Origin of the sequence: Butyricicoccus sp. AF18-9LB, assembly GCF_027684505.1 — a bacterium.
Taxonomy (GTDB): Bacteria; Bacillota; Clostridia; order Oscillospirales; family Butyricicoccaceae; genus Agathobaculum; species Agathobaculum butyriciproducens.
Genome location: NZ_JAQCWA010000002.1, coordinates 1 through 26,179, shown reverse-complemented (window position 1 = coordinate 26,179; position 26,179 = coordinate 1). Strand labels below are relative to the sequence as shown.

General features: G+C 57.0%; 17 protein-coding genes and 1 pseudogene. 7 read left to right on the top strand and 11 right to left on the bottom strand.

The genetic code is table 11. The features are described from left to right. Positions 1-9: 9 nt before the first annotated feature. Genes PGY33_RS02030 through PGY33_RS02020 form a run of 3 tightly spaced genes read right to left on the bottom strand, consistent with a single transcriptional unit; the run spans position 10 to position 5,352 of the window. The gene (locus tag PGY33_RS02030; RefSeq protein ID WP_270477095.1) at positions 10-3,357 is read right to left on the bottom strand and encodes an ATP-binding protein; all 3,348 of its coding nucleotides are present in this window, start codon (positions 3,355-3,357) and stop codon (positions 10-12) included. Next, on the bottom strand, positions 3,326-3,958 hold the full coding sequence (locus tag PGY33_RS02025; protein ID WP_270477092.1) for a DUF4194 domain-containing protein: 633 nt from the start codon (positions 3,956-3,958) through the stop codon (positions 3,326-3,328). Before PGY33_RS02025 ends, PGY33_RS02030 begins: the two co-directional genes overlap by 32 nt. Beyond that, a complete protein-coding gene (locus PGY33_RS02020; protein ID WP_270477091.1) occupies positions 3,955-5,352 on the bottom strand; it encodes a Wadjet anti-phage system protein JetA family protein in 1,398 nt (465 codons plus the stop codon). Before PGY33_RS02020 ends, PGY33_RS02025 begins: the two co-directional genes overlap by 4 nt. A 186-nt stretch (positions 5,353-5,538) precedes the next feature. Between PGY33_RS02020 and PGY33_RS02015 the strand changes: the two genes are divergently transcribed. Further along, positions 5,539-5,754, top strand: coding sequence for a hypothetical protein (locus tag PGY33_RS02015; protein ID WP_147358057.1), 216 nt, complete (start codon positions 5,539-5,541; stop codon positions 5,752-5,754). A 299-nt stretch (positions 5,755-6,053) separates the two neighbouring features. Here PGY33_RS02015 and PGY33_RS02010 read toward each other — a convergent pair whose 3' ends face one another. Beyond that, complete coding sequence (locus tag PGY33_RS02010) at positions 6,054-7,004, bottom strand: calcium/sodium antiporter (protein WP_118760733.1); 951 nt, start codon at positions 7,002-7,004, stop codon at positions 6,054-6,056. A gap of 583 nt (positions 7,005-7,587) precedes the next feature. Here PGY33_RS02010 and prfB point away from each other — a divergent pair. The 3 genes from prfB (at position 7,588) to secA (ending at position 13,043) form a co-directional block, all read left to right on the top strand. Next, on the top strand, positions 7,588-8,727 hold the full coding sequence (gene prfB, locus PGY33_RS02005) for a peptide chain release factor 2 (RefSeq protein ID WP_110435513.1): 1,140 nt from the start codon (positions 7,588-7,590) through the stop codon (positions 8,725-8,727). A gap of 1,043 nt (positions 8,728-9,770) precedes the next feature. Next, positions 9,771-10,106 (top strand): hypothetical protein, encoded by a 336-nt coding sequence (locus PGY33_RS02000; protein ID WP_116704759.1) that lies wholly within the window; start codon positions 9,771-9,773, stop codon positions 10,104-10,106. Between the two features lie 120 nt (positions 10,107-10,226). After that, positions 10,227-13,043: a preprotein translocase subunit SecA gene (gene secA / locus PGY33_RS01995; RefSeq protein WP_118753441.1), complete on the top strand. Its 2,817-nt coding sequence runs from the start codon at positions 10,227-10,229 to the stop codon at positions 13,041-13,043. A 68-nt stretch (positions 13,044-13,111) separates the two neighbouring features. Here secA and recG read toward each other — a convergent pair. Both recG and lexA read right to left on the bottom strand, forming a co-directional pair. Further along, positions 13,112-15,166: pseudogene (recG, locus tag PGY33_RS01990) on the bottom strand (ATP-dependent DNA helicase RecG); the annotation flags it as partial. 890 nt (positions 15,167-16,056) lie between these two features. Then, positions 16,057-16,647: a transcriptional repressor LexA gene (gene lexA, locus PGY33_RS01985; RefSeq protein WP_118753439.1), complete on the bottom strand. Its 591-nt coding sequence runs from the start codon at positions 16,645-16,647 to the stop codon at positions 16,057-16,059. 299 nt (positions 16,648-16,946) lie between these two features. Here lexA and PGY33_RS01980 point away from each other — a divergent pair, with 299 nt between their 5' ends. Together PGY33_RS01980 and PGY33_RS01975 are read left to right on the top strand one after the other, a co-directional pair. Beyond that, on the top strand, positions 16,947-17,297 hold the full coding sequence (locus PGY33_RS01980) for an Asp23/Gls24 family envelope stress response protein (protein ID WP_118360094.1): 351 nt from the start codon (positions 16,947-16,949) through the stop codon (positions 17,295-17,297). Positions 17,298-17,604: 307 nt separating this feature from the next. Next, the gene (locus PGY33_RS01975) at positions 17,605-19,254 is read left to right on the top strand and encodes a DAK2 domain-containing protein (RefSeq protein ID WP_270477084.1); all 1,650 of its coding nucleotides are present in this window, start codon (positions 17,605-17,607) and stop codon (positions 19,252-19,254) included. Positions 19,255-19,331: 77 nt separating this feature from the next. Here PGY33_RS01975 and PGY33_RS01970 read toward each other — a convergent pair whose 3' ends face one another. Next, positions 19,332-20,099, bottom strand: coding sequence for a hypothetical protein (locus PGY33_RS01970; RefSeq protein WP_270477083.1), 768 nt, complete (start codon positions 20,097-20,099; stop codon positions 19,332-19,334). Then, the gene (locus PGY33_RS01965; protein ID WP_110435521.1) at positions 20,092-20,646 is read right to left on the bottom strand and encodes an RNA polymerase sigma factor; all 555 of its coding nucleotides are present in this window, start codon (positions 20,644-20,646) and stop codon (positions 20,092-20,094) included. The genes PGY33_RS01970 and PGY33_RS01965 overlap by 8 nt, the downstream gene beginning before the upstream one ends. Positions 20,647-21,368: 722 nt before the next feature. Between PGY33_RS01965 and glgB the strand changes: the two genes are divergently transcribed. Beyond that, a complete protein-coding gene (glgB, locus tag PGY33_RS01960) occupies positions 21,369-23,123 on the top strand; it encodes a 1,4-alpha-glucan branching protein GlgB (RefSeq protein WP_270384221.1) in 1,755 nt (584 codons plus the stop codon). A 40-nt stretch (positions 23,124-23,163) separates the two neighbouring features. On the opposite strand, the gene PGY33_RS01955 is transcribed toward glgB, so the two are convergent. Genes PGY33_RS01955 through PGY33_RS01945 form a run of 3 tightly spaced genes read right to left on the bottom strand, consistent with a single transcriptional unit; the run spans position 23,164 to position 26,005 of the window. Continuing rightward, on the bottom strand, positions 23,164-24,327 hold the full coding sequence (locus PGY33_RS01955; RefSeq protein ID WP_118753435.1) for a bifunctional histidine phosphatase family protein/GNAT family N-acetyltransferase: 1,164 nt from the start codon (positions 24,325-24,327) through the stop codon (positions 23,164-23,166). Beyond that, positions 24,327-25,238 (bottom strand): dihydroorotate dehydrogenase, encoded by a 912-nt coding sequence (locus PGY33_RS01950; RefSeq protein ID WP_110435524.1) that lies wholly within the window; start codon positions 25,236-25,238, stop codon positions 24,327-24,329. Before PGY33_RS01950 ends, PGY33_RS01955 begins: the two co-directional genes overlap by 1 nt. Then, positions 25,238-26,005, bottom strand: coding sequence for a dihydroorotate dehydrogenase electron transfer subunit (locus PGY33_RS01945; protein ID WP_118753434.1), 768 nt, complete (start codon positions 26,003-26,005; stop codon positions 25,238-25,240). Before PGY33_RS01945 ends, PGY33_RS01950 begins: the two co-directional genes overlap by 1 nt. Positions 26,006-26,179 lie beyond the last annotated feature (174 nt).

The window sequence follows — 26,179 nt, the reverse complement described above, 5'->3', positions numbered from 1 at the left end:
GATTTTTCTTTACTGTGCATTCTCCTTGCTGAACGGCAGAATGTGCATCCGATACTTATGCTTATCGACCAGCAGCGTTCTATCCGCGATCGGCATGATATCCGAAACCTTATCCGGCGGGGTGCAGATGATCGCCTGCAGACCCATTTTGCGCAGCAGACGCACGCTTTCGATGATACGCTCACTATCCATCTTGTTGAACGCCTCATCGAACACGACCAGACGCACCGTATTGCCGAAGCTGGACGTATCGCTCACGCGGTACAGCTGCGCGAACGAGGCCAGAACCGCAATATAGAACGGCGTCTGCGTCTCGCCGCCCGACTTGGTGTTGAGTGTCTGCGACAGCAGCTGCTTGGAGCCGTTCTGATCGGTGGTCTCCAGATCGAACTTCAGATAGGTGCGGAAGTCGGTGTACCTCTCGATGTTCTCCTGCAGCTCACTCTGCTTGCGGGCGTTGAGCTGGGTATCGTCCGCCATGGTGATCTGGCTGAACAGCTTGTCGATCAGCGGACCGTATTTCTCCTGAAACTGTGCGGAAAACAGCGTAATATCGCCTTCCATCAGCTCCGGCGCCATAATCATGTCGTAATATTCGGCGTAATCCGGATTGCGATCCACGCGGAACTGGTAGCTGTCCGTGCCAAACTGCGCCTGCCGCAGTGCCCGATTGAGGTTCTTTACCTGATCCTGCACCTGCTCGATGCTGCTTTTCAGCCTGGACAGGAAGTCGTTCTGGAACTGCTCCATCGCGCTCTCGCGTGCGGCACGGATTTTGGTGCGGTACTGCGGCAGCTCGCTTTCCTCGAGCACACGGCGTTCCGCATCGAACTCCGCATTGTCATCTGCCTCCACGCGGAACGAGCACGGCCCCAACCGCTCAACATATTCTCGGCGTGCCCGCAGGAGTGCCGCGCGGGCGTTCTCCATCTCGTTGACAACCTGTGCATGGTGATTGCTGAAATTGCGGTACACGATGTCCGGCCGGTGCAGACGCTCCAGCTCCTGCCGGTAGCGCGGCAGACCGATATCATCGCGGTAGGTCTCCGAGAAGCTTTCCGCCAGCCTGCGCTCCATTTCGGTGCGGCTGCGGTACTGCTCGGGCAGGATTTCCTCGTCCAGCTGACGAATACGCTCCTCCAGTCTGGCCTTGTGTGCGATCTGCACCTCGCGCTGACGACTCAGCGCCGCAATCTCGTCGCTGATTTCGGCGATCAGCTGCTTCTGCTGCTCCAACCACAGCAGGTCGAGATGGGAAACCTGCTCGTCGATCGCGTTGATCTCCTCCTCCAATTCCGCGCGGTACAGAAAATCCGCCTGCCGCTGCGGTACGATATTTCGCACATAATATGGCGTCAGCATGGGCGTTTTCTGCTGAGAAACTGCCTGCCAAATGGGTTTCCAGTGCGAAATCTCGGTCTGCAGACCGGCGGCCTCCTCCTCCAGACGAGCGATACGCAGCGTGACCGCATGACGGCCGATGAACGCATCCTCCATACGGTCTCTGCGGAGCGCACGCGCCACATAGCCCTGATACAGCATGCCCTCATTTGTGATAGCGGTTCGATGCCCGCGCAGCTGCTCAACCGTGTCACAGCACATCACGCGTCCGAGCAGATAATCCATATAGGTTCGCGCAAGCGCGTTCCCGGTCTCCACCTTTTCCGCAAGACTGCCGCTCTGCGGGTCAATATGCTCACGCTCGCGCAGTGTGCCGATATCGACCAGACCGTAGGCGTTCAGGCTCTTTTCCCACTTAAGTTTGTTGTAAATACGCAAAGCCTGCTCGTAATACGCCGGTTCGACCAGAAAATAAAACTTCTGGTTGTTGAGATAGCCTTCCACGGCTCCGCGCCAGCGCTCATCCTCAATTTCCAGCACATCCGCAAGAATATCTACCGCAACCGGCGCTCCCGTCTGCTGCTCCAGTTCCTCCGTCAGTTTGGCACGGAACAGCAGCAGTCCACGCGGATAGTCCTTGATATTCCTGCGCAGATCGGCAAGTGCAGTCTGCTTTTCGGTCAGCTGCTGCTGCAGCTCTGCAACTTTATCGCCAAGCTGATGCGCCGCCTTCGCCAGCGCGTCCGACAGGGCCGCTGCCGCCTGCTGGGCGTCCTCGAATACGGTCTGCTCCTGCGAGAAGATCGCGCATTCGCCGCTCGACAGCTGTGCGTAGGTGCGCTGCACCTGCTCTGCCGCCTGCTGCACCGGAACGAGCACCTCCTCGGCGTCCCACGCAAGCGCGGTCTCACACAGGTGCGTCAGCCGCAGAGCCTCCCTCTTGATCTCAAGTGCGTCACGCTCCATCTCCTGCACCAGCTTGCTCTGCTCGGTCAGCAGCGACTGCTTCTGATTTTCCAGCCGCTCGCGCTCCTGATAGGTGTCGCTCTGCGCATAATCGCGGTCCAGCTGACGGCGGCGTTCCTCCTTCGCCTGCACCTGCCCGGCCAAATCCTCAATCGCGGTGTCCGCCGCGGTCAGCTCGGACAGGCAGTTTCGCTTTTCCTGCTCGCGGCTGTCGATCTGCGCCTGCATGTCCTCCTTCTGCGCCCACTGCACAAGGAAGGACTGCACGCGCCAGCGGTCCACCGAGCGCGTCATTTCGCGGTACAAAGTGCTGATCTCCTGCAGCGCGGTCAGCTTTTCCTCCTGCTGCTGCGCCAGCTGCTCGTGCCGCTTGTAGTTGCGGATGTTCTGCTGCATGGCTTCGATATCCGGCTTATCCGGAATATCGCAGATATTCTCGGTGATAAACTGCTGAATATCCACGATTGGGCGGAACGACACCGCCTTTTTCATCATGCGGAGCACCTGCTCGTTGTGTACGTTCCACCGCGAGAGCATGTTGCGGCGGTACTCCCACTGGGTATCGTACACCTCGGCGCGGGAGAAATTCTGCTTGAGGAATTTGCGCAGGTCGTGAATATCCATCGCCTCGCCGTCCTCGACAAAGCAGTTTTCCGGCAGTTTTCCGACATAGATAAAGAAATGATCGTGCTTGCTGCCGTCACTGCGGCAATCGAACATCACGCCGCACACGAAACTATTGTGCTCCATATCGTCCTCAAATTCACAGACAATATAGGTCGAAAAGTCCTTGCCTCGGCGGGAATACGGGTTATTCTCGTCCATATCGGCACGCAGATAGCCGTCCAGCGTGCGCTGTGAGCGCTCATTCGCCGCCAGATTGAAGTTGCGCGCATTGGTCTCACCCAAGAGAACGATCTGCAGCGCGTCAATCACCGTGGACTTGCCTGCGCCGTTTTTGCCGGTCAGAAAGTTCACGTCGCCGACCTCGATGATCTCCTTGCTGAAATACAGCCAGTTAATCAGCAGAATCTTCTTCAGTTTCTTCATCGGCGGTCTCCTCCTTTCGCAGCACGGCTGCGACCTCATTCAATCGTTCGCTCGAAACGGCAGTCTGAATGGTCGGCAGGATGGCAAATCTGCAGTCAGCCTGATTAAATTTTCCCTCGATGCGCTGCAGAATCGAGTGGTTTTCAAACACGGTCAGCGCCCGCTTGACCTCCTCCATATTCGGCTTAGCCGGCAGGATGGCGTAATCGGTCACGATCTTTTCGAGCACCTCGCGCACGGTGCAGAGCGCGTCCTGCTCGAGTCCCAGGCGCTCCTGGCTTTCGTCGTACAGCATGCGCAGGGCGAGCAGAATCGCGGTTTCGCGCTTGGACAGGATGCACCTGTTGGCTTCATCCGTGTTCAGCACATAAAAGTAGCCGTTTATGTCGTCGCGCCGCAAATCCCAGTCGAGCAGACTGAGATACTCGCGCACGGACTCATAATGAATGGATAAAAAGGTGTAGTCCGGGTTGCTCACCCGTCCCCTGCCCGGACGGTACAGCGTGCGCACCACATAGGTGCGGCTGAGCAGCTGATTGCACACCGCTTTGAACTGCTCCAGCTCCTTTGCGGTAGCGGTATTCAGAAATTCCAAATTCATTCGTTGTTCTCCTTCCGGCTGATCTGCAGTTCCGGAATAGCATAGCCGTTTTCCCGGCGTTCGCCGTCCAGCTCCTGCACCGTGAAATCCGCCGAGCGGTCGCCGCCGGTCAGCACCGCCAGCAGGCTCATCACATAGTCCTTATCATTCTTGAGCGGAATATCCTCCGAGCGGCACACATCGCTTTCACCGAGCCAGCCCTGCACATACGCCGCGATGGCGCCGCGGCCATACTCCGAGCGCAAAAGTGCAGCCGCCTTTGCGGCTGCTGCCGTATCCGCTTCGGTTTCCTGCACGAGCACAGGCGCGGCCTTTGTTCGCTTGCCCGGACGCTTGCGGTACCACAGGCTGCTCTCGGACAGATAGGTCTGCTCGCACAGCCGGAACACCGGCTGAATCGTGTCCACCAGATCGGCGGCTCGCCGGTTGCGCGACAGCGCGGTCAGCACCGTGTGCAGGTTGCCGCGGATGTTCTGATCTCGGTTGGTCAGGTTTTCGATCTTCTGCGTGGCCGCGCGCGTGTAGCGGCGCACCTGTGCGTCAATCTCATCCAGATAATCACGCTCGAGATTGTCGTAGCACTCCTGTATCCAGTAAATTTTGCGAAGAAGATCGGCGCGGCAGTCCTCCGGCGTGTCCCCTCGGCGGTCAGCCAAAGCGGCATTCGCCATGGCGATGAGCAGTTCATCGTTCTCCGCCCAGTCTGTCAGCACATTTTGTATCGGCACACGATATTTCGGCACGGAATCCTTGATCTTGAGCGGACGGATGTACGCCTCCATCACCTTCTGCCCGAAATCATCAAAGTGCGATGCGAGCACTTCCCCGACATTGTGCATGTCGATCTGCATCTGAAAATAATGCTTGACGTTGTGATATACCATCTGCAGCAGGTTGATGAGCGCGCGCGTGTTGTCATATGCGCCGTAGACAGCAGCCATTTTGTCATACACGCTGTCCGACTCATGCGCGACCTTGAGCGTGGAATAGGTGCCGAACACATATGAATAGCCGCGTGCAGGCGTGTCCTCGCGCAGCGCGTGGAACAGCTCGAGCAGACGGCTGCTGTGGCCCGGCACCGTAATATATTCCCGAAAGTCTGTGCCGCGCTCCTTTTCAAACCAGCCCTTGCTGCCCAGCTTGCGGATGAGGAAACGGGCACGGCCGGAAATATCGCGCAGCTCGTCCTCGTCGATGTCCTCGCCCTCGAAGGTAGCCTCGGCCAGCTGCTGCTCCAGTCTGCTCCGCAGCATGGAATACAGCATATCCTCGGGCAGCTTCAGCTTTTCGCGGTACGCCGTGTACAGCACATCGAGCGCATCCGCGTACAGCGCACGGTTCGGTGACGCCAGCGGCGAAAACAGTTCGTCCGGCACGGCTTCAAAAAATTTCATGTCCTCTATCCTCCTCTGCGGCGCAAAACGATAGATTCGGCACGCAAATTGCTTTTCTATACAAAAATATTATACAATTTTCGAGGAAAAATTACAATGATGAAATCCGTTTCCCGCGTATTGCGCCGCTGCCCGCCGCATGATAAGATAATGCCGCAGCTCTCATGCAAGGAGAATCATCGTTTCATGGCACAGACCAAACACAAGGGCGGTCTGGCGGACAAGCTGATTTTATTCGCGCTACAGCTTGGTGTGGCCGGTGTGCCGATTGCGACCGTTATCTCCAATGTGCTGAGCGCAGGCATGGTTCTCACTCACCTTGCCCGCCGGAATGACGATTTTGCGTTACAATTAAGGCAACACCCGACAGGAATATCCTATCGGGTGTTTTTCTATGTCTAAGAGAGATTTTATCGCGGGTTCGGTGTTGAACACGCGGATATCCATCCGTTCACCTTTCGGGGCAGCGCGCCAAGTCTGAGACGCACCCTTCTTCTCAACGGCAGCACTGCGAATCGGCTTGTCTACGTTCTTTTCTCCGAAAGTCATGGTAAATTTTCCTCTGCCGTTCCCTATATGGAAGCGGTCGCCGGTCTCTGACCTGCGCCAGACTAAGAAATAAAGGAACCGGGATTCACAAGGATGGAAACCTTGGTGTCCACCCTTGTGCCCCTGCCGGGCAGGCAAGAGACCGCGATACCTTATCGCATAATAAGATACACCGTATAGACAGCATACATTGCCACCATGGCGATACCCGGCACACGTCCGAGCTTGCCCTTGCGCGCCGGCAGATAAAATACCGCGCTGATGGCAATCAGGAACAGGCAGTCAACGATAGAGGTCGCCTGTACCGGAATCGGCGTGATAACCGACGAAACGCCGAGAATCAGGAAAATATTAAACAGGTTCGAGCCGATAACATTGCCCATTGCAATGTCGTTCTGTCCCTTGCGTGCAGCCACGATGGAAGTGACAAGCTCAGGCAGGCTGGTGCCCATGGCCACAATGGTCAGACCGATGAGTGTTTCACTCAGGCCGAACATACGCGCAATACCGGTCGCGCCGTTTACGGCCAGCTGACCGCCGATCACGATGCACGCCAGACCGAGCAGGATATTCACCCAGATCATCGCAGTGGACATGGGTGCTTCCGCTGCCTCGGCCTCAGCTTCTGCTGCTGCGGCAGCAAGCTGCTCGCGGTTCTGCAGTGCGGTGCGGATCTGGTGCGTCAGAATGAATGCGAATATAATCAGCAGTACAACGCCTTCCCAACGGGCGATGGTCAGGTCGGGTGCGATGGCGCCCAACAGCAGTACAGACGCGAGAATGGACAGCGGCCAGTCACGGCGGAGCAGCGTTTTATCCATCACAAGCGGACAGACAGCGGCGGACAGACCGGCCACCACCAGCAGATTAAAAATGTTCGAGCCGACAACATTGCCGACCGCAATCTCGTTTGCACCGCGCAGGGCCGCGGTGACACTGACCGCCAGCTCCGGCATGGACGTGCCGAACGCAACGATGGTCAGACCGATCAGCAGCGGTGATACGCCCAGCTTGCGCGCCAGTGCGGATGCACCCGCAACAAACTTATCCGCACCCCAGATCATAAGTGCAAAGCCAATCACCAGAAATACAAATGACAGCATACAGTTTCCTCCTTCGTTTCCGGAAAATCTCGGGCAGCACCGCTCCATCACGGCAATGCCCTTGTCCCCAACAGTGTACATGCTTACGCGGGAGTTTTCGCTCGATTTCCGGCTGCAGAGCACAAAAAAAGACTTTTACCGCATACTGCGGTAAAAGTCTTGCTGCTTACGGCTCGGTACGGATTGACTTTTCGTCAATCGGGCTTGTCGGCACCGACCACGCGCTCTTGCGTGAGCTACTCCCTTTTACAGTAACTATCATATGGGAAAAAAAGCGATTAGTCAAGCCGAACTTGTGGAAATGTACACAATCTTTACGGGACAACCCCTTATAGCAGTTCAGACAAATACTGCAACAAGTGCGCGCATACAGCACGCAAATAGCATCGTCAATTTCATTCGCCATGCGCCCAGCACGGCTTCATAAAATTTCCTTGCTCTTTGCGCGCTTTATACGCTACTTTTGCCGCATTATTTATCTAAACTGCTATAATTCACGAAAAAATCTTTACAAGTCCCTCGTGAACCTATATACTATAAGGTACTGAAATTTTGAACAATCTGAAAGTGAAGGAGCATTTTCATGCTGGAATTTGAGGAATACAAGGTCAAGCTGAACAACCTCAAGCCCGAGCTTGAGGAGCTGTACACCTCGCTCGGTCTGGAGCAGGCGAAGCGTGAGGTAGAGGAGCTGGAGATCAAGTCCTCTCAGCCGGGTTTCTGGGATAATCCGGAGGAGAGCCAGAAGATCGTCTCCCGCATGGGCTCGCTCAAGGGCAAGGTTGAAGCGTACAACAAGATGACCGAGCTGTGCGATGACCTGCTCACCATCTGCGAAATGGCGATCGAAGAAAACGACGAATCCATGCTTGAGGAGCTGGAAAGCGGCTACAAGGAGCTGGAAGACGGCATTGCCGAGCAAAAGCTGCGCACGCTGCTGACCGGCGAGTACGACAGCCACAACGCGCTCGTATCCTTCCACGCCGGTGCCGGCGGCACCGAGGCGCAGGACTGGTGCGCGATGCTGTACCGCATGTACACCCGCTGGGCAGAGCGTCACGGCTTTACCTATAAGATCATGGACTACCAGGATGGCGATACCGCGGGTATCAAGTCCGCCGATATTCTCATTGAAGGCGAAAACGCCTACGGCTTCCTCAAGGGTGAAAACGGCGTACACCGTCTGGTCCGTATCTCTCCGTTTGATGCATCCGGCCGCCGTCAGACCTCGTTCTCGGCAGTAGAGGTCGTTCCGGATATTCCGGATACCTCCACGGACTTTGAGATCAAGCCGGATGATTACGAAATGCAGGTTTACCGTTCGTCCGGTGCAGGCGGTCAGCACATCAATAAGACCTCGTCTGCGGTTCGACTGATTCACAAGGCAACCGGCATTGTTGTAGCCTGCCAGACCGAGCGAAGCCAGCTGCAGAACAAGGAAAACTGCCTGCGCATGCTGCGCTCCAAGCTGGTTGAGATCAAGGAGCGCGAGCATCTTGAGAAAATCTCGGACATCAAGGGCGTTCAGCAGAAGATTGAATGGGGCAGCCAGATTCGCTCCTACGTTTTCATGCCGTATACGCTCGCCAAGGATACGCGTACCGGCTTTGAAAATGCCAATATCAACGCTGTAATGGATGGCGATATTGACGGTTTTATCAACGCATACCTGTCTGCACTCGCCACCGGCGTGTGGGAAGGCAGCAAGGGCGGTAATATGTAATTTACCGCACTTCGCGTTACCGCCGTACCCACGGCGGTGGGCACAAGGATGGACACCAAGGTTTCCACCCTTGTGAATCCCGTTTCCTTTATTTCTTAGTCTGGCGCAGACCAGAGACCGGCGACCGCTTCGAAAAAGGGATACGGCAGAGGATTTTTTCAGGCGTACGGACGGACCACCTATGGGGTCCGTCCTTTTCTTTTACCTTTTCGCAGTTCAGTTACTGTACTGCTACACATACGGTTCAGTCTACGCTGAGTGCGGCATAACAGTGCCTCACGATTCGTTAGCGCGTTATAACAGACAGCACCCGCGAAGATAAATTGTGCCAAACAGACAGATTCGCAGGTGCCTTCCGGTATAACGTGCCCAAAAATTGCGCGACACGGTTATGTCGCGCTCTGCGTAGATGAAACCGTATGCGTAGCAGTACGCTATCTGACACTGCGAATAGGTCGAGACATGGGAGCACACTGTGCTCCCCTACGGTAGAAAAAATCCTCTGCCGTTCCCCCATAGTCTCAGCTCTCTGGCAGGCAGACGCTAAGAGGAAACGGGGAGATTCACAAGAGGGGTGGAAACCTTGGTGTCCATCCCTCTTGTGCGCCCGCGCGGCGTCAGCGCACGTTCCCGCGCTCCGCAGAGCGCAACTCCCCCGCTTGATACAAGCGAAAAACTCCCCGCCCGTTAAGAACGAACACGCTCACGCAGTTCGTGCTCCACGCACAGTCGGTGCTGAAAAGGTTCCACCCGGAAAATCCCGCTTGCTGAAATTTCCATTTTGACAAATCCCGCGCATTCCGCGTGATACAATAACACTCCGCGGCACCGGCATGGAGTCATCTAATTATCCACAAGTCTGTGGATAAATCCGTGCAAAATCACGCCGCAACGGAGGAGTTTTTACGCAGACAGCAGTTTTCACCGCAGCGGCTAAAACAAACGCGCTTCCGCTGCGATTTTACCCGTTACGCAACAATATCGCGCTGTGCACGCTCGGTGCGGACGAACGACCGCTGACCGGTCACGACGAAGTCACCTCGGTGGACCGCAGTCTGGTGCTGAGCAGCACCGCCGTCCATCTCGGTGAGCACGGCAGCATCCACGACCTCGCCGAAAGTGAAATCTACCGCTGGGCCAACGTGCGCGGCTACGTTGCACTGCACCGCACCCAGCCCATCTATCTGAGCGAGAACCGCTGCATGATGCACCTGCGGCTGACCGGCGTGCGGCTCGGCATGGAGCAGGTGGTAGTCTACACCCGGCTTTCCGGCGGCATGGCGCGTGTAGACCGCCTGTGGCATCCCCTGTCCGAACGGGAAAACGACCCGTCCGCCGCCGTGTTTGCCGCCACAGCCGCTGCTTTAACAGCTTTATAATATCAGCAATTTGCTTATTCACAAAAAATTTATTTATATCCTGTCCACTTTATGCTATAATACTATCGTATATGTAACAAATGGGGCTATTGCGCCCTTTTGAAAGGCTGAAGAAAAGTAATGGCTAATTTTTTGACCAAAATTTTCGGCACGCACTCGTCGCACGAGCTGAAAAAGATCTACCCCATTGCGGATAAAGTGGACGCACTCGAAGATCAGTTCAAAAAGCTGACCGACGACGAGCTGCGCGCCAAGACAGACGAATTCAAGCAGCGCTACCAGAACGGCGAAACGCTCGACCAGCTTTTGCCGGAGGCATTTGCCACCTGCCGTGAAGCCGCATGGCGCGTACTCGGTATGCGTCATTACCGTGTACAGGTCATCGGCGGTATCGTCCTGCATCAGGGCCGTATCGCAGAGATGAAGACCGGTGAAGGCAAGACCCTTGTGGCTACCCTTCCCGCTTATCTGAACGCACTGACCGGCAAGGGCGTACACATTGTCACCGTCAACGACTACCTCGCCAAGCGAGACAGTGAGTGGATGGGCAAGGTATACCGCTTCCTCGGCCTCAAGGTTGGCCTTGTCATTCACGAGGTCCCGCCGCAGGCCCGCAAGGCGATGTACGCCGCTGACATTACCTACGGCACGAACAACGAGTTCGGTTTCGACTACCTGCGCGACAACATGGCAATCTACAAAAATGCAATGGTTCAGCGTGACCATGCGTTCGCCATCGTCGATGAGGTTGACTCCATCCTGATTGATGAGGCGCGTACCCCGCTGATCATCTCCGGTCAGGGCGAGAAGTCCTCTCAGCTGTACGAGATCGCGGACCGCTTTGCCGCTCAGCTTTCCTGCCTGCGCGTCAAGGAAGTGGATGCCAAGGAGGAGCAGGACGACATCGATGCCGATTACATCGTCGATGAAAAGGCAAAGACCGCGACGCTGACCCCCCACGGTCAGAAGCGCGCCGAGGCTTACTTTAAGGTAGAAAACCTGTCCGACCCCGCGAATACCACGCTGCAGCACCACATCAACCAGGCCATCAAGGCACGCGGCGTTATGCAGCGCGATGTAGATTACGTTGTCCGTGACGGTCAGGTCATCATTGTTGATGAGTTTACCGGCCGTCTGATGTTCGGCCGCCGCTACAATGAGGGTCTGCATCAGGCGATCGAGGCCAAGGAAGGCGTAAAGGTCGAGCACGAGAGCAAGACGCTGGCAACCATCACCTTCCAGAACTACTTCCGTCTGTACGGTAAGCTGTCCGGCATGACCGGTACCGCGCTGACCGAGGAGGAGGAGTTCCGCCACACCTATCAGCTGGACGTTATCGAAATCCCGACCAACAAGCCGATCGCCCGTAAGGACAATCCGGATGCGGTTTATAAGAACGAGCGCGGCAAGATCATGGCGACCATTGCCCGCATTGAGCAGTGCCACGCAAAGGGTCAGCCGATTCTGGTCGGCACGGTTTCCATCGAAAAGTCTGAGGAACTGAGCAAGATCCTGAAGGCCAAGGGCATCAAGCACACCGTCCTGAACGCAAAGTATCACGAGCGCGAGGCAGAGATCGTTGCACAGGCCGGCAAGCCGGGCGCAGTTACCATTGCAACCAACATGGCAGGCCGTGGTACCGATATCATGCTCGGCGGCAACGCCGAGACCATGGCGCTGGATGAAATTAAGAAGTATCTCCGTCACGAGGTCGAGGACCGTGTGCAGAAGGGCGAGATGGACGAGCGCGTTGCGCACGACTACATCGACCACATGATCTACGAGGCAAACGGCCATGCCGACACCGACGATCAGGAGGTTCTGGCTATCCGTGCCAAGTTTGAGGAACTGTACAGCAAGTTCAAGACCGAGACCGACGCGGCAGCCGAAAAGGTTCGTGCGGCAGGCGGTCTGTATATCCTCGGCACCGAGCGTCATGAATCCCGCCGAATCGACAACCAGCTGCGCGGCCGTGCCGGTCGTCAGGGCGACCCCGGCGAATCCAGCTTCTACATTTCGCTGGAGGATGACCTCATGCGTCTGTTCGGCTCCGAGCGTATCCAGAACATGATGGACACCCTCGGCATTGCCGATGATGAGCCGATCGATCAGAAGATTCTGTCCGGCGCGATCGAAAATGCTCAGAAGAAGATCGAATCCCGCAACTTCGGCGTTCGTAAGCACGTCCTTGAGTATGACGATGTGCTGAACACCCAGCGTCAGACCATCTACGCACAGCGTCTGCAGGTGCTCGAGGGCAAGGACGTTAAGGACAACATCGTCAAGATGATCGACGAGACCATCGCCCGTGCGGTGCATGCTGCCATCGGCGAACACAGCCTGATTTCGACCGAAATGGTTGAACAGGCGCGCCGTCCGTTCATCGGCGTATTCCTGCGTCCGGAGGACTGCACCTTCACGCCCGAGGAGTGCGACGATCTGACCGCTGACCAGCTGACCAACATTCTGGCAGATCAGGCGCACAAGGTTTATGACGCTAAGGAGCAGGCCCTTGGCTCGCCCATCATGCGTGAGCTGGAGCGCGTTGTACTGCTCAAGAACGTAGACAGCAAGTGGATGGACCACATCGACGCTATGACCGAGCTGCGCAACGGCATCGGCCTGCGTGCATACGGTCAGTACGATCCGGTGGTCGAGTATAAGCGCGAGGGCTTTGATATGTTCGACGCGATGATCGATTCCATCCGTGAGGATACCGTCCGCATGATTTTCCTTGCACAGGTTCGCACCCGTGAGGAACCCAAGCGTGAGCAGGTAGCCAAGGAGACCGGCGCAGCAGGCGCAACCGACGGCTCCGTCAAGGCAGAGCCCAAGCGTGCCGGCAAGAAGCCGGGCCCGAATGATCCGTGCCCGTGCGGCAGCGGCAAGAAGTATAAGAAATGCTGCTACCTCAAGCCGGACGACCCGTATAAATAACTGTCGCGAAACCGGACTTTATTGACAGACTGAAACAGGAGAGAACCGAGGTTCTCTCCTGTTTTTATTTAGTTGAACGCTTCATCATTTTGTTCGGCGAACATACGCTGCACACGATCGAGCAGGATGGGATATCCGGCGAGTGTTGGGTCGGCGGCCAGCAGCGCTTCTGCTTCCTCGCGGGCGTTCTGCATGAGCGCAAGGTCAGCCGCCAAATCCGCAACGTGCAGTGCGGGCAGGCCGTGCTGCCGCTGACCGAAAAAGTCACCCGGACCGCGCTGTGCGAGGTCTGCGCGTGCGACCTCGAAGCCGTCGCCGGTTTTGCACAGGATGCGCAGGCGCTCCCGCGCGACCTGTCCCTTATCCGCGCCGAAGAACACGCAGTACGACTGCCGTGTACCGCGGCCGACACGTCCGCGCAGCTGGTGCAGCTGCGACAGACCGAACCGGTCTGCGTCCTCGACCACCATCAGATTGGCGTTCGGCACGTCCACACCGACCTCGATAACCGTTGTTGCGACCAGAATATCGTATTTCTGCGCTGCAAAATCGCGCATGATCTGATCTTTTTCCGCGTTTTTCATGCGTCCGTGCAGTACAGCCACGCGCCGGTGCGGAAGCAGCTTCTGCAGGTCTTTTGCATGCTGCTCCGCGCTTTTCAGCTTTGTTTCCGCATTTTCGCTGTCCTCGATAAGCGGACACACAACGTAAGCCTGTCCGCCAAGACCGACCTGCTTATCAATGAAGGCAGTAATACGCTTGCGCATGTTTTCGCCCACGGCGTAGGTCTCAACCGGACTTCTGCCGGGCGGGATCTCGTCCAGCACGGACACATCCAGATCGCCGTACATGATGAGTGCGAGCGTACGCGGAATCGGCGTAGCCGACATGACGAGCACATGCGGCGAGCCGCCTTTCGCGGACAGCGCGGCACGCTGCGCCACACCGAACCGGTGCTGCTCATCCGCGATAACGGCACCCAACCGATGAAACTGCACACCCTGTTGAATGAGCGCGTGTGTGCCCACGACCACCTGCGCCGCGCCGGTCTCGATGGCGGCCAGTGCCGCACGTTTCTGCGCGGCAGTCATCGATCCGGTAAGCAGCGTGCACGAGATGCCCAGCTTATCCAGCATGGGTGCAAGCGTCTCCGCGTGCTGCGCAGCGAGGATTTCGGTCGGCGCCATGAAAGCCGCCTGCCAGCCGTTCTGCGCGGCCAGCGCACACAATCCGGCCGCTACCACTGTCTTGCCCGAGCCGACATCGCCCTGCACCAGCCGGTTCATCGGCCGTCCGGAGGCGCAGTCTGCCGCAATCTCCATAATCGCACGCCGCTGTGCACCGGTCGGCGTAAACGGCAGGGCTTCAAAGAACGAATCCAATCCATTTGAGGTGAAAACAATGCCGGAATCCGCCTTTCGACGCTCCTTCAGCTGCTGCAGGCCGCAGCAGAGCAAAAACAGCTCCTCGAATACCATGCGTCGGCGCGCCTGCGCCACATCGTCCTTGGTTTTCGGTCGGTGAATTGCAGAAAGTGCGTCTACTGCGTCCGACAGGCGGTATTTCGCCTGCAAAAGTTCGGGCAGCGGATCGGGCCATTCACCGGTCAGCGTGTCGAGCGCGGCAGCGGTTACACGCTCAAGATCGCGCTGGGTCAGTCCCGCTGTCAGCGGATAGACCGGCACGATGCGTCCCGGGTGGTCGGCGTCCGGTGCGACCTTCTCGGACTGCGGGGAAACCATTGTGCGGCCGCGTCCATAGCCCTGTACCTTGCCGTAGAACACATACTCCTGTCCCACATGGAGCTGCGCCGCAGCATACGGATTGTTGAAATAGGTGACGTTCAGCGTGCCGGTTTCATCGTAAATCGTACACTTGACCAACGTCAGGCCCTTGCGGATACGGTTGACCTTGGGTTCGGTGCCGACCACAGCGCGCACAGCATACTTGTCCTCCATGTCGATTTCCGCAATCGGCGTGATGTGGGTGCGGTCCTCATAGTCGCGCGGGTAGGTCTCGAGCGCGTCACGCAGCGTGCGTATATGCAGTTTTTCGAGCAGCTTCGCCTTTTTCGGGCCGATGCCCCTGACGAACTGGATGCTGTCATCAACCGATGGCATGTGGACTCTCCTTTGGGAATTTTGATTTACAAAGCACCCGCTTTACGGGGCGCACGAACCGCGCAGGCGGTTCGACCATTCTGGGCGGCACCCTTTTTCTGCACCGATTGACCGGGGCGCACGAACCGCGCAGGCGGTTCGCCCTAACGGGCGGAGCGTTTTTCGCTGAACCTCAGCGAAGGAGCTGCGCTCTGCGGAGCGCGGGAGACTGCCGCGTCCGCGGCGGGGACAAAAAGGAAGGGACGCCTGCGGTTTGCCCGTAGGCTGCTAAACATTGTTCCCGCGCCGTGCGCGGATTAAATGAGTGCCCTTCCTCTTTGGACTCCTACCTTTCCCTTATTTGATAGCCTGACGCAGACCAGAGACCGGCGACAGCTTCGAAAATAAGAGTACGACAGAGGATTTTTTCTTCCGTGTCTTTCGAAACCTGTTCGCAGGGTCAGATACCCGACTGCTACACATACGGTTAAATCCACGCAAGCGCGGCATAACAGTGCCGCGCAATTCGTGAGCGCGTTATGATAGACAGCACCTACGAAGATAAATTGTACCAATCGCCTAATTCGCAGGTGCCACGCGGTATAACGCGTTAAAGAGTTGCGCGACACGGGTATGTCGCGCCCTGCGCAGAGTAAACCGCCTGTGTAGCAGAACAGTATCCGACACTGCGAATATGTCTCGACATGGGAGCACACTGTGCTCCCCTACGGTAGAAAAACTCCTCTGCCGTTCCCTTTTTTCGGAGCGGTCACATGTCGGCAATCTGCGCCAGACCCTCCAAGGGGAAAGGGGTGATTCACAAGAGGGTGGAAAACCGTAGGTTGTCTACCCTCTTGTGCGCCCGCGCGGCGTCAGCGCACTCCTCGCTCAGCCGATGCTGAAAAAGGCTGCTCTTAATACTCGCGGTAAACCGCCTTCACCACGCCTAAAATCTGGCACCCGGTGCCGTTGATCGGCGGATACGCCGGATTCTCCGGCATGAGCCATACACCGTCCGGCGTGATGTTGAGCGTCTTGCAGGTGGCCTCATCCTCGAGCAGCGCGATTACGATGTCGCCGTTGCGCGCCTGCACATCCTGCCGGATAATGACCAGATCATCATCCATAATGCCCACGCCGATCATCGAATCGCCGCGAATGCGCAGCGCGTAATACTCGCCGCCGCCCGCTGCCGGCTCGAACGGCACATAGCCGATATACTCCTCCACCGCGAGGATCGGCATACCGGCGGTGACGCGGCCCAGAATCGGCACGCGCGGCACCATGGAAGGGCCGCTGACCGGCGTCAGCGCACGCGATTTATGCTCATTCGGCTCCAGATAACCGGCCTCCTGCAGCTTTTTCAGGTGCGCATGCACGGTGGACGGCGACCGCAGTCCCATCTCTGCACCAATCTCGCGCACCGAAGGCGGATAGCCGTGTTCAAGGGAATAACTGCTTATATAATCCAGTATCTGCTGTTGTTTGGCGGAAATCTTCTTCATTTTCGGCACTCCTTGCTGTTTCCGTCGGAACATACGTTCGTAATTTTATCCTTATTATACCGCAATCCGCTGCAATAAGCAAACATTTGTTTGTATTAACCTGCACGAATTTTCCGCGTTAATCGACACTATTCTTCAATTTATCCGGTTTTCTGCCGCCGTGTTGAAAAAGTAACGCAGTTTCATCACCGCATTGCTTGTATTTTACATGATTTTGTTATATCATATAAACAGCAAAAGTATTGATTATTGCAAGGGGACCCGCATTCTGCACCCCTAACTCGCAGGGAGGTTTTTATATGACCATCAAGACCGATCTCGGATATATCGACATTACCAACGAGGTGCTGGCCGGCATTGCCGGTTACGCAGCATCCTCCTGCTTCGGTGTCAAAGGCATGACCATCCGCTCCATGTCGGACGGACTGGCGCACCTGCTCGGACTGGAAAACCAGTCGCGCGGCGTAAAGGTCACCGAGGCTGTGGACGGCGGTGTCAACATCGACCTGCACATTGCAGTCGAGCACGGTGTGAATATTGCCACCGTCTGCCGCTCTATCATCGGCGAGGTACGCTACAATGTTGAGCGTCTGACCGGTGTGGACGTGAAGAACGTCGATATCTATGTAGAGAGTATTAAGGCGGACTGACACCTATAGGGGACTTCGCAAGTCCCCTATATACGGAAATCAGTTCCGTAGAAACTGACTTCCGATACCCGAACGACGCGCCCCAAGGGCGCTGAGTCGGAGTAACAAAACCCACGCTCATGTCGCGGGTTTTGTTGCGGCATAACGCCGCTGTTTGAATACCGCGGTACAACCGCGGACGTCTGCGGACGGGACCAATGGCTCGGATTGCCCTAAGGAAATCCTGCTATGCGGTTACGGTTTGCAAGCAAACCGAAATCTTATTACGCGCAACTGCGCGGTTACTTTTAGGGAGAGATTAAATTAAATGGCAGATCAGAAAATCAACGGTGCGCTGTACCGGTCCATGGTGATCGAGGGCGCACTCGCCATTGCCGAAAAGAAGGAACAGGCAAACGAACTGAACGTATTCCCGGTGCCGGACGGCGATACTGGCACGAATATGTCCATGACGATGGGTTCCGCGATGGCTGAGATGGAAAAGCTCGCTGAGCCGACCCTCGCCAAAGCGGCGGATGCGACCGCTTCCGCGCTGCTGCGCGGCGCGCGCGGCAACTCGGGTGTTATCCTGTCGCTGCTGTTCCGCGGCATGGCGAAAAAGCTGCGCGAGACCGAGGAGGCTGACGGCCGCACACTCGCGCTTGCGCTGCGCGAAGGCGTAGACACCGCCTACAAGGCGGTTATGAAGCCCGCTGAGGGCACCATCCTGACCGTATCGCGCGTTGCAGCACAGCACGCGGTCGAGCTGTGTCAGGCCGAGCCGACGCTCACCGCAGAGCAGGTTCTGGCAGCGATCCTCGAGCAGGGCCACACCGCACTCGAGGAGACCGTTCACCAGAATCCGGTGCTTGAAAAGGCAGGCGTGGTTGACGCCGGCGGCTTCGGCTTTATCACCATCTTCGAGGGCATGCTGGACGCGCTGCGCGGCATCCACAAGGAACGTGCTGTTGCGGCAGAGCCGACCAAGTCCACCGCAGACTTCGCTGCGATCAACGACGAGGACATCACCTTCACCTACTGCACCGAGTTCATCGCATCCCGCAAGGACAAGGCGCGCAATGTTGCCCGTCTGCGCTCTATCCTGAACGAAATCGGCGATTCGCTGGTTGTTGTCGAGGATGATGATATCGTCAAGGTACACGTTCACACCGACCAGCCGAACAAGGCGCTCGAGGAGGGTCTGAAATTCGGTCCGCTGCTGACCGTTAAGATCGAAAACATGCGCGAGCAGCACACCGCCAAGGTAATCGAGGGCACGGCAGACGCGCCCAAGGAGCGCGTGATCGTTCCGGCAGAGAAGAAGTTTGGCTTTGTAGCCGTTGCTGCCGGTGAGGGTCTCAAAACCCTGTTTACCGACCTCGGCGCGGACGTTGTCGTGCAGGGCGGTCAGACCATGAACCCGTCCACCGACGATATTCTGCATGCTGTCGATGCCGTTCCGGCAGAGATCGTTTTCGTGCTGCCGAACAACAAGAACATCATCATGGCTGCCGAGCAGGCGGTTCATCTCTCCGAGAAGAAAAAGGTGATCGTCGTGCCGACCAAAACCATCCCGCAGGGCATTTCGGCCATGCTGGCAGTCGATCCGGAAGCTGAGCAGGACAGCGAGCTGGCGCTTGCCATGCTGGACGCGGCAAAGCACGTCCGCAGCGGTCAGGTGACGTATGCGGCCCGCGACAGCGAGTTTGACGGCAAGAAGATCAAGCAGGGCGAGTATCTCTCTCTGTGCGAGGGCAAGCTGTGCGCCAACGGCAAGGAAACCTCGGTCATCAAGAAGCTGGCGCGCGAGATGGTATCCGACGACAGCGCGTTTGCAACCGTTATCTTCGGCGAGGGCGTTACCGAGGAGCAGGCCGCTGAGGTCGAGAACCTGCTGCACAAGGAAAATAAGGAGATGGAGATCAACGTCATCAACGGCGGTCAGCCGGTTTACTACTACATCATTTCGGTGGAGTAAACCATCTCTCTAAGCATAAAAAAGCATCGGAAACTGCGTTTCCGATGCTTTTTTCGTGAAATTTCGTCTGCTGTGATTTACTTTACAAGCTCAGCTGCCATATCGAACATGGTCTGTGCATCCAGACCGGTATCAAAGCCGCTGATAAGGTAGGTCACGCCGTCCTGCTCCCAGAGTACGGACTGGAACATCTTATCCTCCACCTCGTCCGAGCCATAATAGCTGATAACGAGTTCGCCGTTCTTCTCCTGCTGCTTTTCCTCGTCAGACTTCTCGTAGTCGTCCGGTACGAAGCGGTAGTGCGCATCGCGATAGGTCAGCGTAACGCCGTTTACCTCGGCAGTCGTTGCCGGAACCGGATTCTCCATCTCGTCCTCGGTGAACACGGTGTAGCTCTTGTGCGCGGACAGATTCAGCTCCGCGCCATCCTTCGTGTAGGTCGCGTCCACCTCGCTGACTTTTTCGGTCTCGCCCATGTCGTTCTGCGCCGTGGTATCCACATCAGAACCGTAGCTGAACGCGTACTCGCCAATCTTGTCCGGCAGCGTGAGCGCTACACCGGCATCAGCCAGATGCGCCTGCGTGCTCGACAGATCCAGCCGCTGGTCAGACCAGCCCTCACTGAAAATGCCGCCCATGCCGCCTGCCGCAAATGCGCCGGTCACTGCTATAGCAGCGACTGCGGCAACCGCCACAAAGCGTTTGCTCCACAGATGACGCTTGCGTGCCGGTGCATTGTTCAGTGCGAATTTGACGCGCGTCTGCATCGAATCCGGTGCATGCAGCTCATCTGCACACTGATGCAGCATTTCCTTGATTTCACGTTCCATTTTGATTTCATCCATGATTTGCAGCCTCCTTCGGCTTCCGTTCTTCGGTCAGCGCCTGCCGCAGATGACGGCGAGCGGAAAAAAGGCGGGATTTCACCGTTCCCTCGGTCACACCGGTCGCCTGCGCGATCTCGCGCACCGAGCGATCATCGAAGTAATACAGCACCACGGTCACGCGACGTTTTTCGTCCAGCGTATCGAGTGCGGCATACAGGCGGCGCTGCTCATCCGTCCGCAGCACGGCGGACAGTGCGCTTTCACTCTCGCCTGCGTCAAAAAACTCTGAGACCGGCGTTTCCCGTTTGGCTTTGCGGCAGTACTTCCATGCCGCGCGGGAAAGCGTTTTGAGCAGCCACGGCCGGAATTTGCTGCCGTCCCGCAGCGATTTGATGGACTGCGCACAGGTGACAAAGGCCTCCTGCGCCAGATCCTCGCCGTCCGTCCTGCTGCCGGTGATCAGGCACGCAAGGCGGTATGCATCGTCCTTGTAGCGCTCGTACAGCTCATCGAACGCCTGCATATCGCCGTGCTGCATGCGACTGACAAGCTCTTTATCGTTCATAACTTTCTATCCTTTCCCTGGGTGCGTCTGTATATAAGAGCAGCCAGTTTGGACTCGGTTCATTTTATTTTCAGTGAAATCCGCGTCCTTCGACGCACCCGAGTATAAGAGCCGCAAAGCGGCGGGCCGGTTCATTTTTATTTAACGGACACTTTGTACAGTTTTGACGGTTGCGTTTAACGTGGATGTATTCTATACTGGATGTATGAATATGCCAGTTCCGCTGACTCCAGCGGTGGTGTCGCCTGTCCGGCGGGGGCACAAGGTGAATTGCCCGAAGGGCAAGAGAAGGTCCCCTGGGGGATAACAGTGTCGCGCAATTCGTTCGTCTGAATATGACGGACGGCACCTACGAAGATAAACTGTACCAACACCTAAATTCGCAGATGCCTTCCGGTATAACACGTTAATAATTTGTGCGGCACTGTCATGCCGCACTCTGCGTTGATTATACCACATGTGTAGCAGAACGGTATCTGACCCTGCGAATATACGGATACATGGACGCGCAAAGCACGTCCTGCGGTAGAGAAAATCCTCTGTCGCGTCCTTATAGTCTCAGTTCACTAATTTTCGCCGTGCTATCCCCAAGGGAAACGGGAGTCCCAAGAGGGTAGAAACCGTAGGTGTCTACCCTTTTGGTTTCCCCGGCGAAACCGCCGCAGTTCTTTCACTTCGCAAGCGACCATCCCCCGTTAGGGGAAAAGAAAGGAAGTGCTTCCATGAATCAGCACCAATTCTTCACAGGAGAAATTTTCGACGCCTACCGCTGGTTTGGCGCTCACATAGAGCAAAACGCTGTCGTTTTCCGTACATTTGCACCCAATGCCAACCGCATTACGCTGACCGGCGCGTGCAACGGCTGGACCGAAACCGATCTGGTACAGGACGGCCGCAGCGGCTTCTGGTCGGTCTCTGTGCCGGACGCCTGCGCAGGCCAGTTTTACAAATACCGCATCTACGGCCCGGACGGCTCTGTCACCGAGCACTGCGATCCCTACGGCTTTGCCATGGAGCTGCGGCCTGCCTGCTGCTCGATTATCACCGACCTTGACGAGTACCGCTTCACAGACGAGGCGTGGATGGCTGACCGCACGGCTTCGCCGGACGCACCGCTGAGCATCTACGAGATGCACCTCGGCTCGTGGATGCGCAATCCGGACGACGCGAACGGCTGGTACACCTACGATGAAATCGCCCGCCGATTGATTCCCTATCTGCAGGAAAACGGCTACACGCATGTGGAGTTTCTGCCGCTGTCCGAGCACCCGTTTGACGGCTCCTGGGGCTACCAGAACACCGGATTTTTTGCCCCGACCTCGCGCTACGGCACGCCGGCGCAGCTGAAACTGCTGATTGACAAGCTGCATCATGCCGGTATCGGTGCGATCATGGATTTTGTACCGGTACACTTTGCCGTGGACTCCTACGGTCTGGCGAAATACGACGGCACGCACCTGTACGAGTACCCGCACAGCGCGGTCGGTGAAAGCGAATGGGGCAGTTACAATTTCATTCATTCCAGACGGGAAGTACGCTGTTTTCTGCAGTCTGCAGCCGATTACTGGCTCACTGAGTTTCATTTTGACGGTCTGCGCATGGATGCGGTCTCGCGCCTGATCTACTGGCAGGGCGATCCCGCACGCGGCGTCAACGGCGACACGCTCGACTTCCTTAAAAATATGAACCGCGGTCTCAAAGCCCGCCATCCCTCGGCTCTCCTCATCGCTGAGGACTCGACTGCCTATCCCGGTGTCACCCGTCCGGTGGACGAGGGCGGCTTGGGCTTCGACTACAAGTGGGATCTCGGCTGGATGCACGACACGCTCGAGTTCTGTCAGACCCAGCCGGATCTGCGTCCGCGCGATCATGGCAAGCTTCTCTGGTCGATGCACTATTTTTTCAACGAGCACTATCTGCTGCCGCTCTCGCACGACGAGGTTGTGCACGGCAAGGCGGCAATCGTGCAGAAAATGTGGGGCGCGGACGAATGCGACAAGTATGCGCAGGCGCGCGTGATGTACCTCTATATGTTCACACATCCGGGTAAAAAGCTGAATTTCATGGGTAACGAGCTGGGTCAGCTGTACGAATGGAGCGAAGCCGGTACGCTGGACTGGGCACTGGCCGAGCGTCCGTTCCACCGTTTTTTCCACAGCCTGTGTAAAACTTATGTGGAGAATCCCGCGCTGCACGCAGATTATGCGCCGGATAATTTCCGGTGGGCAAAAAATCATGCGGATGCCCCCTGCGTATTCGGCATGGAGCGCCGCGCAAATGGAGAAACGCTGCTCGCCCTGTGCAATTTCGCGGACAGCGAACAGAAATTTACCGCTTCCCTGCCGAAGTTTACGATTCTGCTTGACAGCAATGCCGCAGAGTTCGGCGGCACCGGAGAGACACTTGCCGTCTCCCGCAAGGATGATCTGTGTACGGTTGCACTGCCGCGATACAGTGCGGTTCTGCTCAAGCTGTAAAATCAAAAGCGCTCTGCCAAAAACAGAGCGCTTTTCCTATTTATTCGACCGAAATCGGCTTTATCATCTGATAATGCAGTCCGTTCTCATCGCGGTACTCGCCGCGCTGCAGAAAACCGAATTTATGATAAAAACCCTGTGCACGCATGTTTTTCTCGGCAACACGAGCACACAGCTCGCGCTTGCCGAGCGCACGGTACACGCTGATGGCCTGACCGAGAATCTGTCCGCTCAGACCGCAGCCGCGGTAGTCACCGGCAATGCAGAAGCCGCCGACCAGACCGATCTCCGGCTGCTCCTCCCACCAGGTTTTCAGGTAAACGAGCGCGGTCTCTTCCCCGCCTTCCAGACAGCCGAAGGTACACGCCCGCGGCGAAACCTTCTGTGCCCGCTCTACATCGCGGATGAGCGCATCCGGATCGAGGTTTGCATCCGTGCCGTAGGCATTCTTGTGCAGCTCGCGCATGAATCCCACAATTTTATCCACATCCTGTGGATTCTTTGGGTCAGCGCGGCGAAACCAGATCTGCGGCGACGCCGGAATACCCTTGGTATTCGTCCAGCCAATGGACGCAAACGTGGAGTATTCCTGCGGCAAATGCGAGGCATCATTCTCGTAAACCACGTCGATATTGCCGTTTTCGTCAAATTCCAGCTTGGCAACACAGGTGTTGTCACCCCAGCCGATTTCGCCCATCTGTTCGGGTGCAAAACCGTGTGCAATCGTCAGCATGCCGCGAATCGCACTGCCGTGCGTCACTACTGCGACCTCTTTGCCCTCATTTTCGCGCACAATCGCGCGCACGCCGTCCAGCATGCGCTGACCGGCCTGCATGACCGTCTCGCCGTGCGGCGGCGCTGCTTCCCACGGACGGGCACACCACAGCGCGTACTGCTCAGGCCATGTGTGCGGCAGCTCGGCCCACGGAATGTCCTCCCAGTCTCCCATATCAATCTCGCGCAGCACCGGTCGGGTCTCCACCGAGAGATGGTGCGGCTCCGCCACAGCCTGCGCCGTTACGCGTGCGCGGAACAGGTCGGACGAGTAAACCGCCGCGAGCGGCACATTCTCAAACCGCTTTGCCAGATACGGCAGCTGCTTGTACGCCCGCGTGGTCAGCAGCGCGTTGTACTGACCATGACACCGGCGGTATACATTGCCCTCTGCCTCAGCGTGACGGATGATGTAGACCGTGGTTCTCATCAGCCTACCTCAACCGCGCCGGACAGCTCGGTGACAGACTTCACGCCGTGTGCATCCAGCCACTCGTTCAGCTCGGCAAGCGCCTTGACCGGAGCGGTCGGGTCGTTGAACATCACCGTACCCATGGCAACCGCGTCTGCGCCCGCAAGCATCATTTCGACAATATCACGTCCGGTTCGGATGCCGCCCATGCCGAGAATCGGCACGGAAACCGCCTTACGCACCTGATATACCATGCGAACCGCAACCGGGAACACTGCCGGACCGGACAGACCGCCCATTACGTTGGACAGGATCGGCTTGCGCTTTTCGATATCAATGCGCATACCGAGCAGTGTATTGATGAGCGAAAGCGCGTCCGCACCTGCGGACTCCGCCGCGCGTGCAATCTCCGCAATATCGGTGACATTCGGGGACAGCTTGACAATCAGCGGCTTCTTCGCCTTGGCCTTGGCTGCCGAAACAACCTCCTCGACCATCTTCGGCTGGGTGCCGAATGCCATGCCGCCGCATTTTACGTTTGGGCAGGAGATGTTCATCTCGATGAGGTCAACATCCGCGTCCGAAATCTTCTCGACCATGCCCTCGTACTCCTCGACCGTGTTGCCGGAGACGTTGGCGATGATTTTGGTGTCGTACCGGCGCAGGAACGGAATCTGCTCCTCGATGAAACGGTCAATGCCCGGGTTCTGCAGACCGACACAGTTGAGAATACCCTGCGGGGTCTCCGCGATGCGCGGCGCCGGATTGCCGAGACGCTCGGTCGGTGTCAGACCCTTCACGCCGATGCCGCCAAGCTGGGACAGGTCGAAAAATTCGCCGTACTCATGGCCGAAACCAAAGGTGCCGGATGCGGTCGTGATCGGGTTTTTCAGCTCAACACCGCAAAAGTTCACTCTTAAATCTGCCATTACCACTCGACCTCCTCAGCATTGAACACCGGACCGTCCTTGCAGACATGACCGTAACGGGTTTCGCCGTTTTCCGACTTGAGCGCGCACGCGCATACCAGACAGGCACCGATGCCGCAGCCCATGCGCTCCTCCATCGAAACCTGACAGGGCACGCCGGCTTCCTTTGCAATCGCCGCAATCGCCTTCAGCATAGGCTTCGGACCGCAGGCAGCCACGCCGGTCGCAGCTGCCACCTGCTCCTTCAGCACATCGGTGACAAAGCCGTGACGCGCGTAGGTGCCGTCGTCGGTGGTGACAAAGGTCTCGCATTCATCACGGAAGTCGCCCTCAAGGATCACCGCACCCTTGTTGCGGAAACCGAGGATTGCGGCAGGCTGTGCACCCTTTTCTACTGCCGTGCGAACACATCCAAGCATCGGCGGTACGCCAATGCCGCCGCCGATAAAGATTGGGCGGTCACCCAGTGCCTGTACGTCAAAGCCGTGTCCGAGCGGTCCAAGCACGTCGAGCACATCGCCGACCTTGCGTTCGCTCAGCCACTTCGTGCCGTCGCCCTTCACCTGAAAAACAATGCGCAGATGGCTGCCCTGCCAGGTGCAGATCGAAATCGGGCGGCGCAGCAGATGACCCTCACCGCATGCAATGTGGACGAACTGGCCGCACTGCGTCAGTTTAACGATTTCCGGCGCGTCCAGCACCATCAGATACAGACCCTCGCCCAGCCGTGTATTTTCTACAACACGGCAGTTTTCCTGAATCGACATAACATTTCTCCCTCCGTTGATCGGTCTGCCGACGAAACAGTGGATTTTTCGACAGCAGGCGAAAAATTTTTCGATAGTTCTATTGTACAGGAAAATCGGGAAAAAGAAAAGATTCTCCTGCATTTTATGCAAAAGAAAAAGCAGCAACTTTCGTTGCTGCTTAGATGTAGGCGT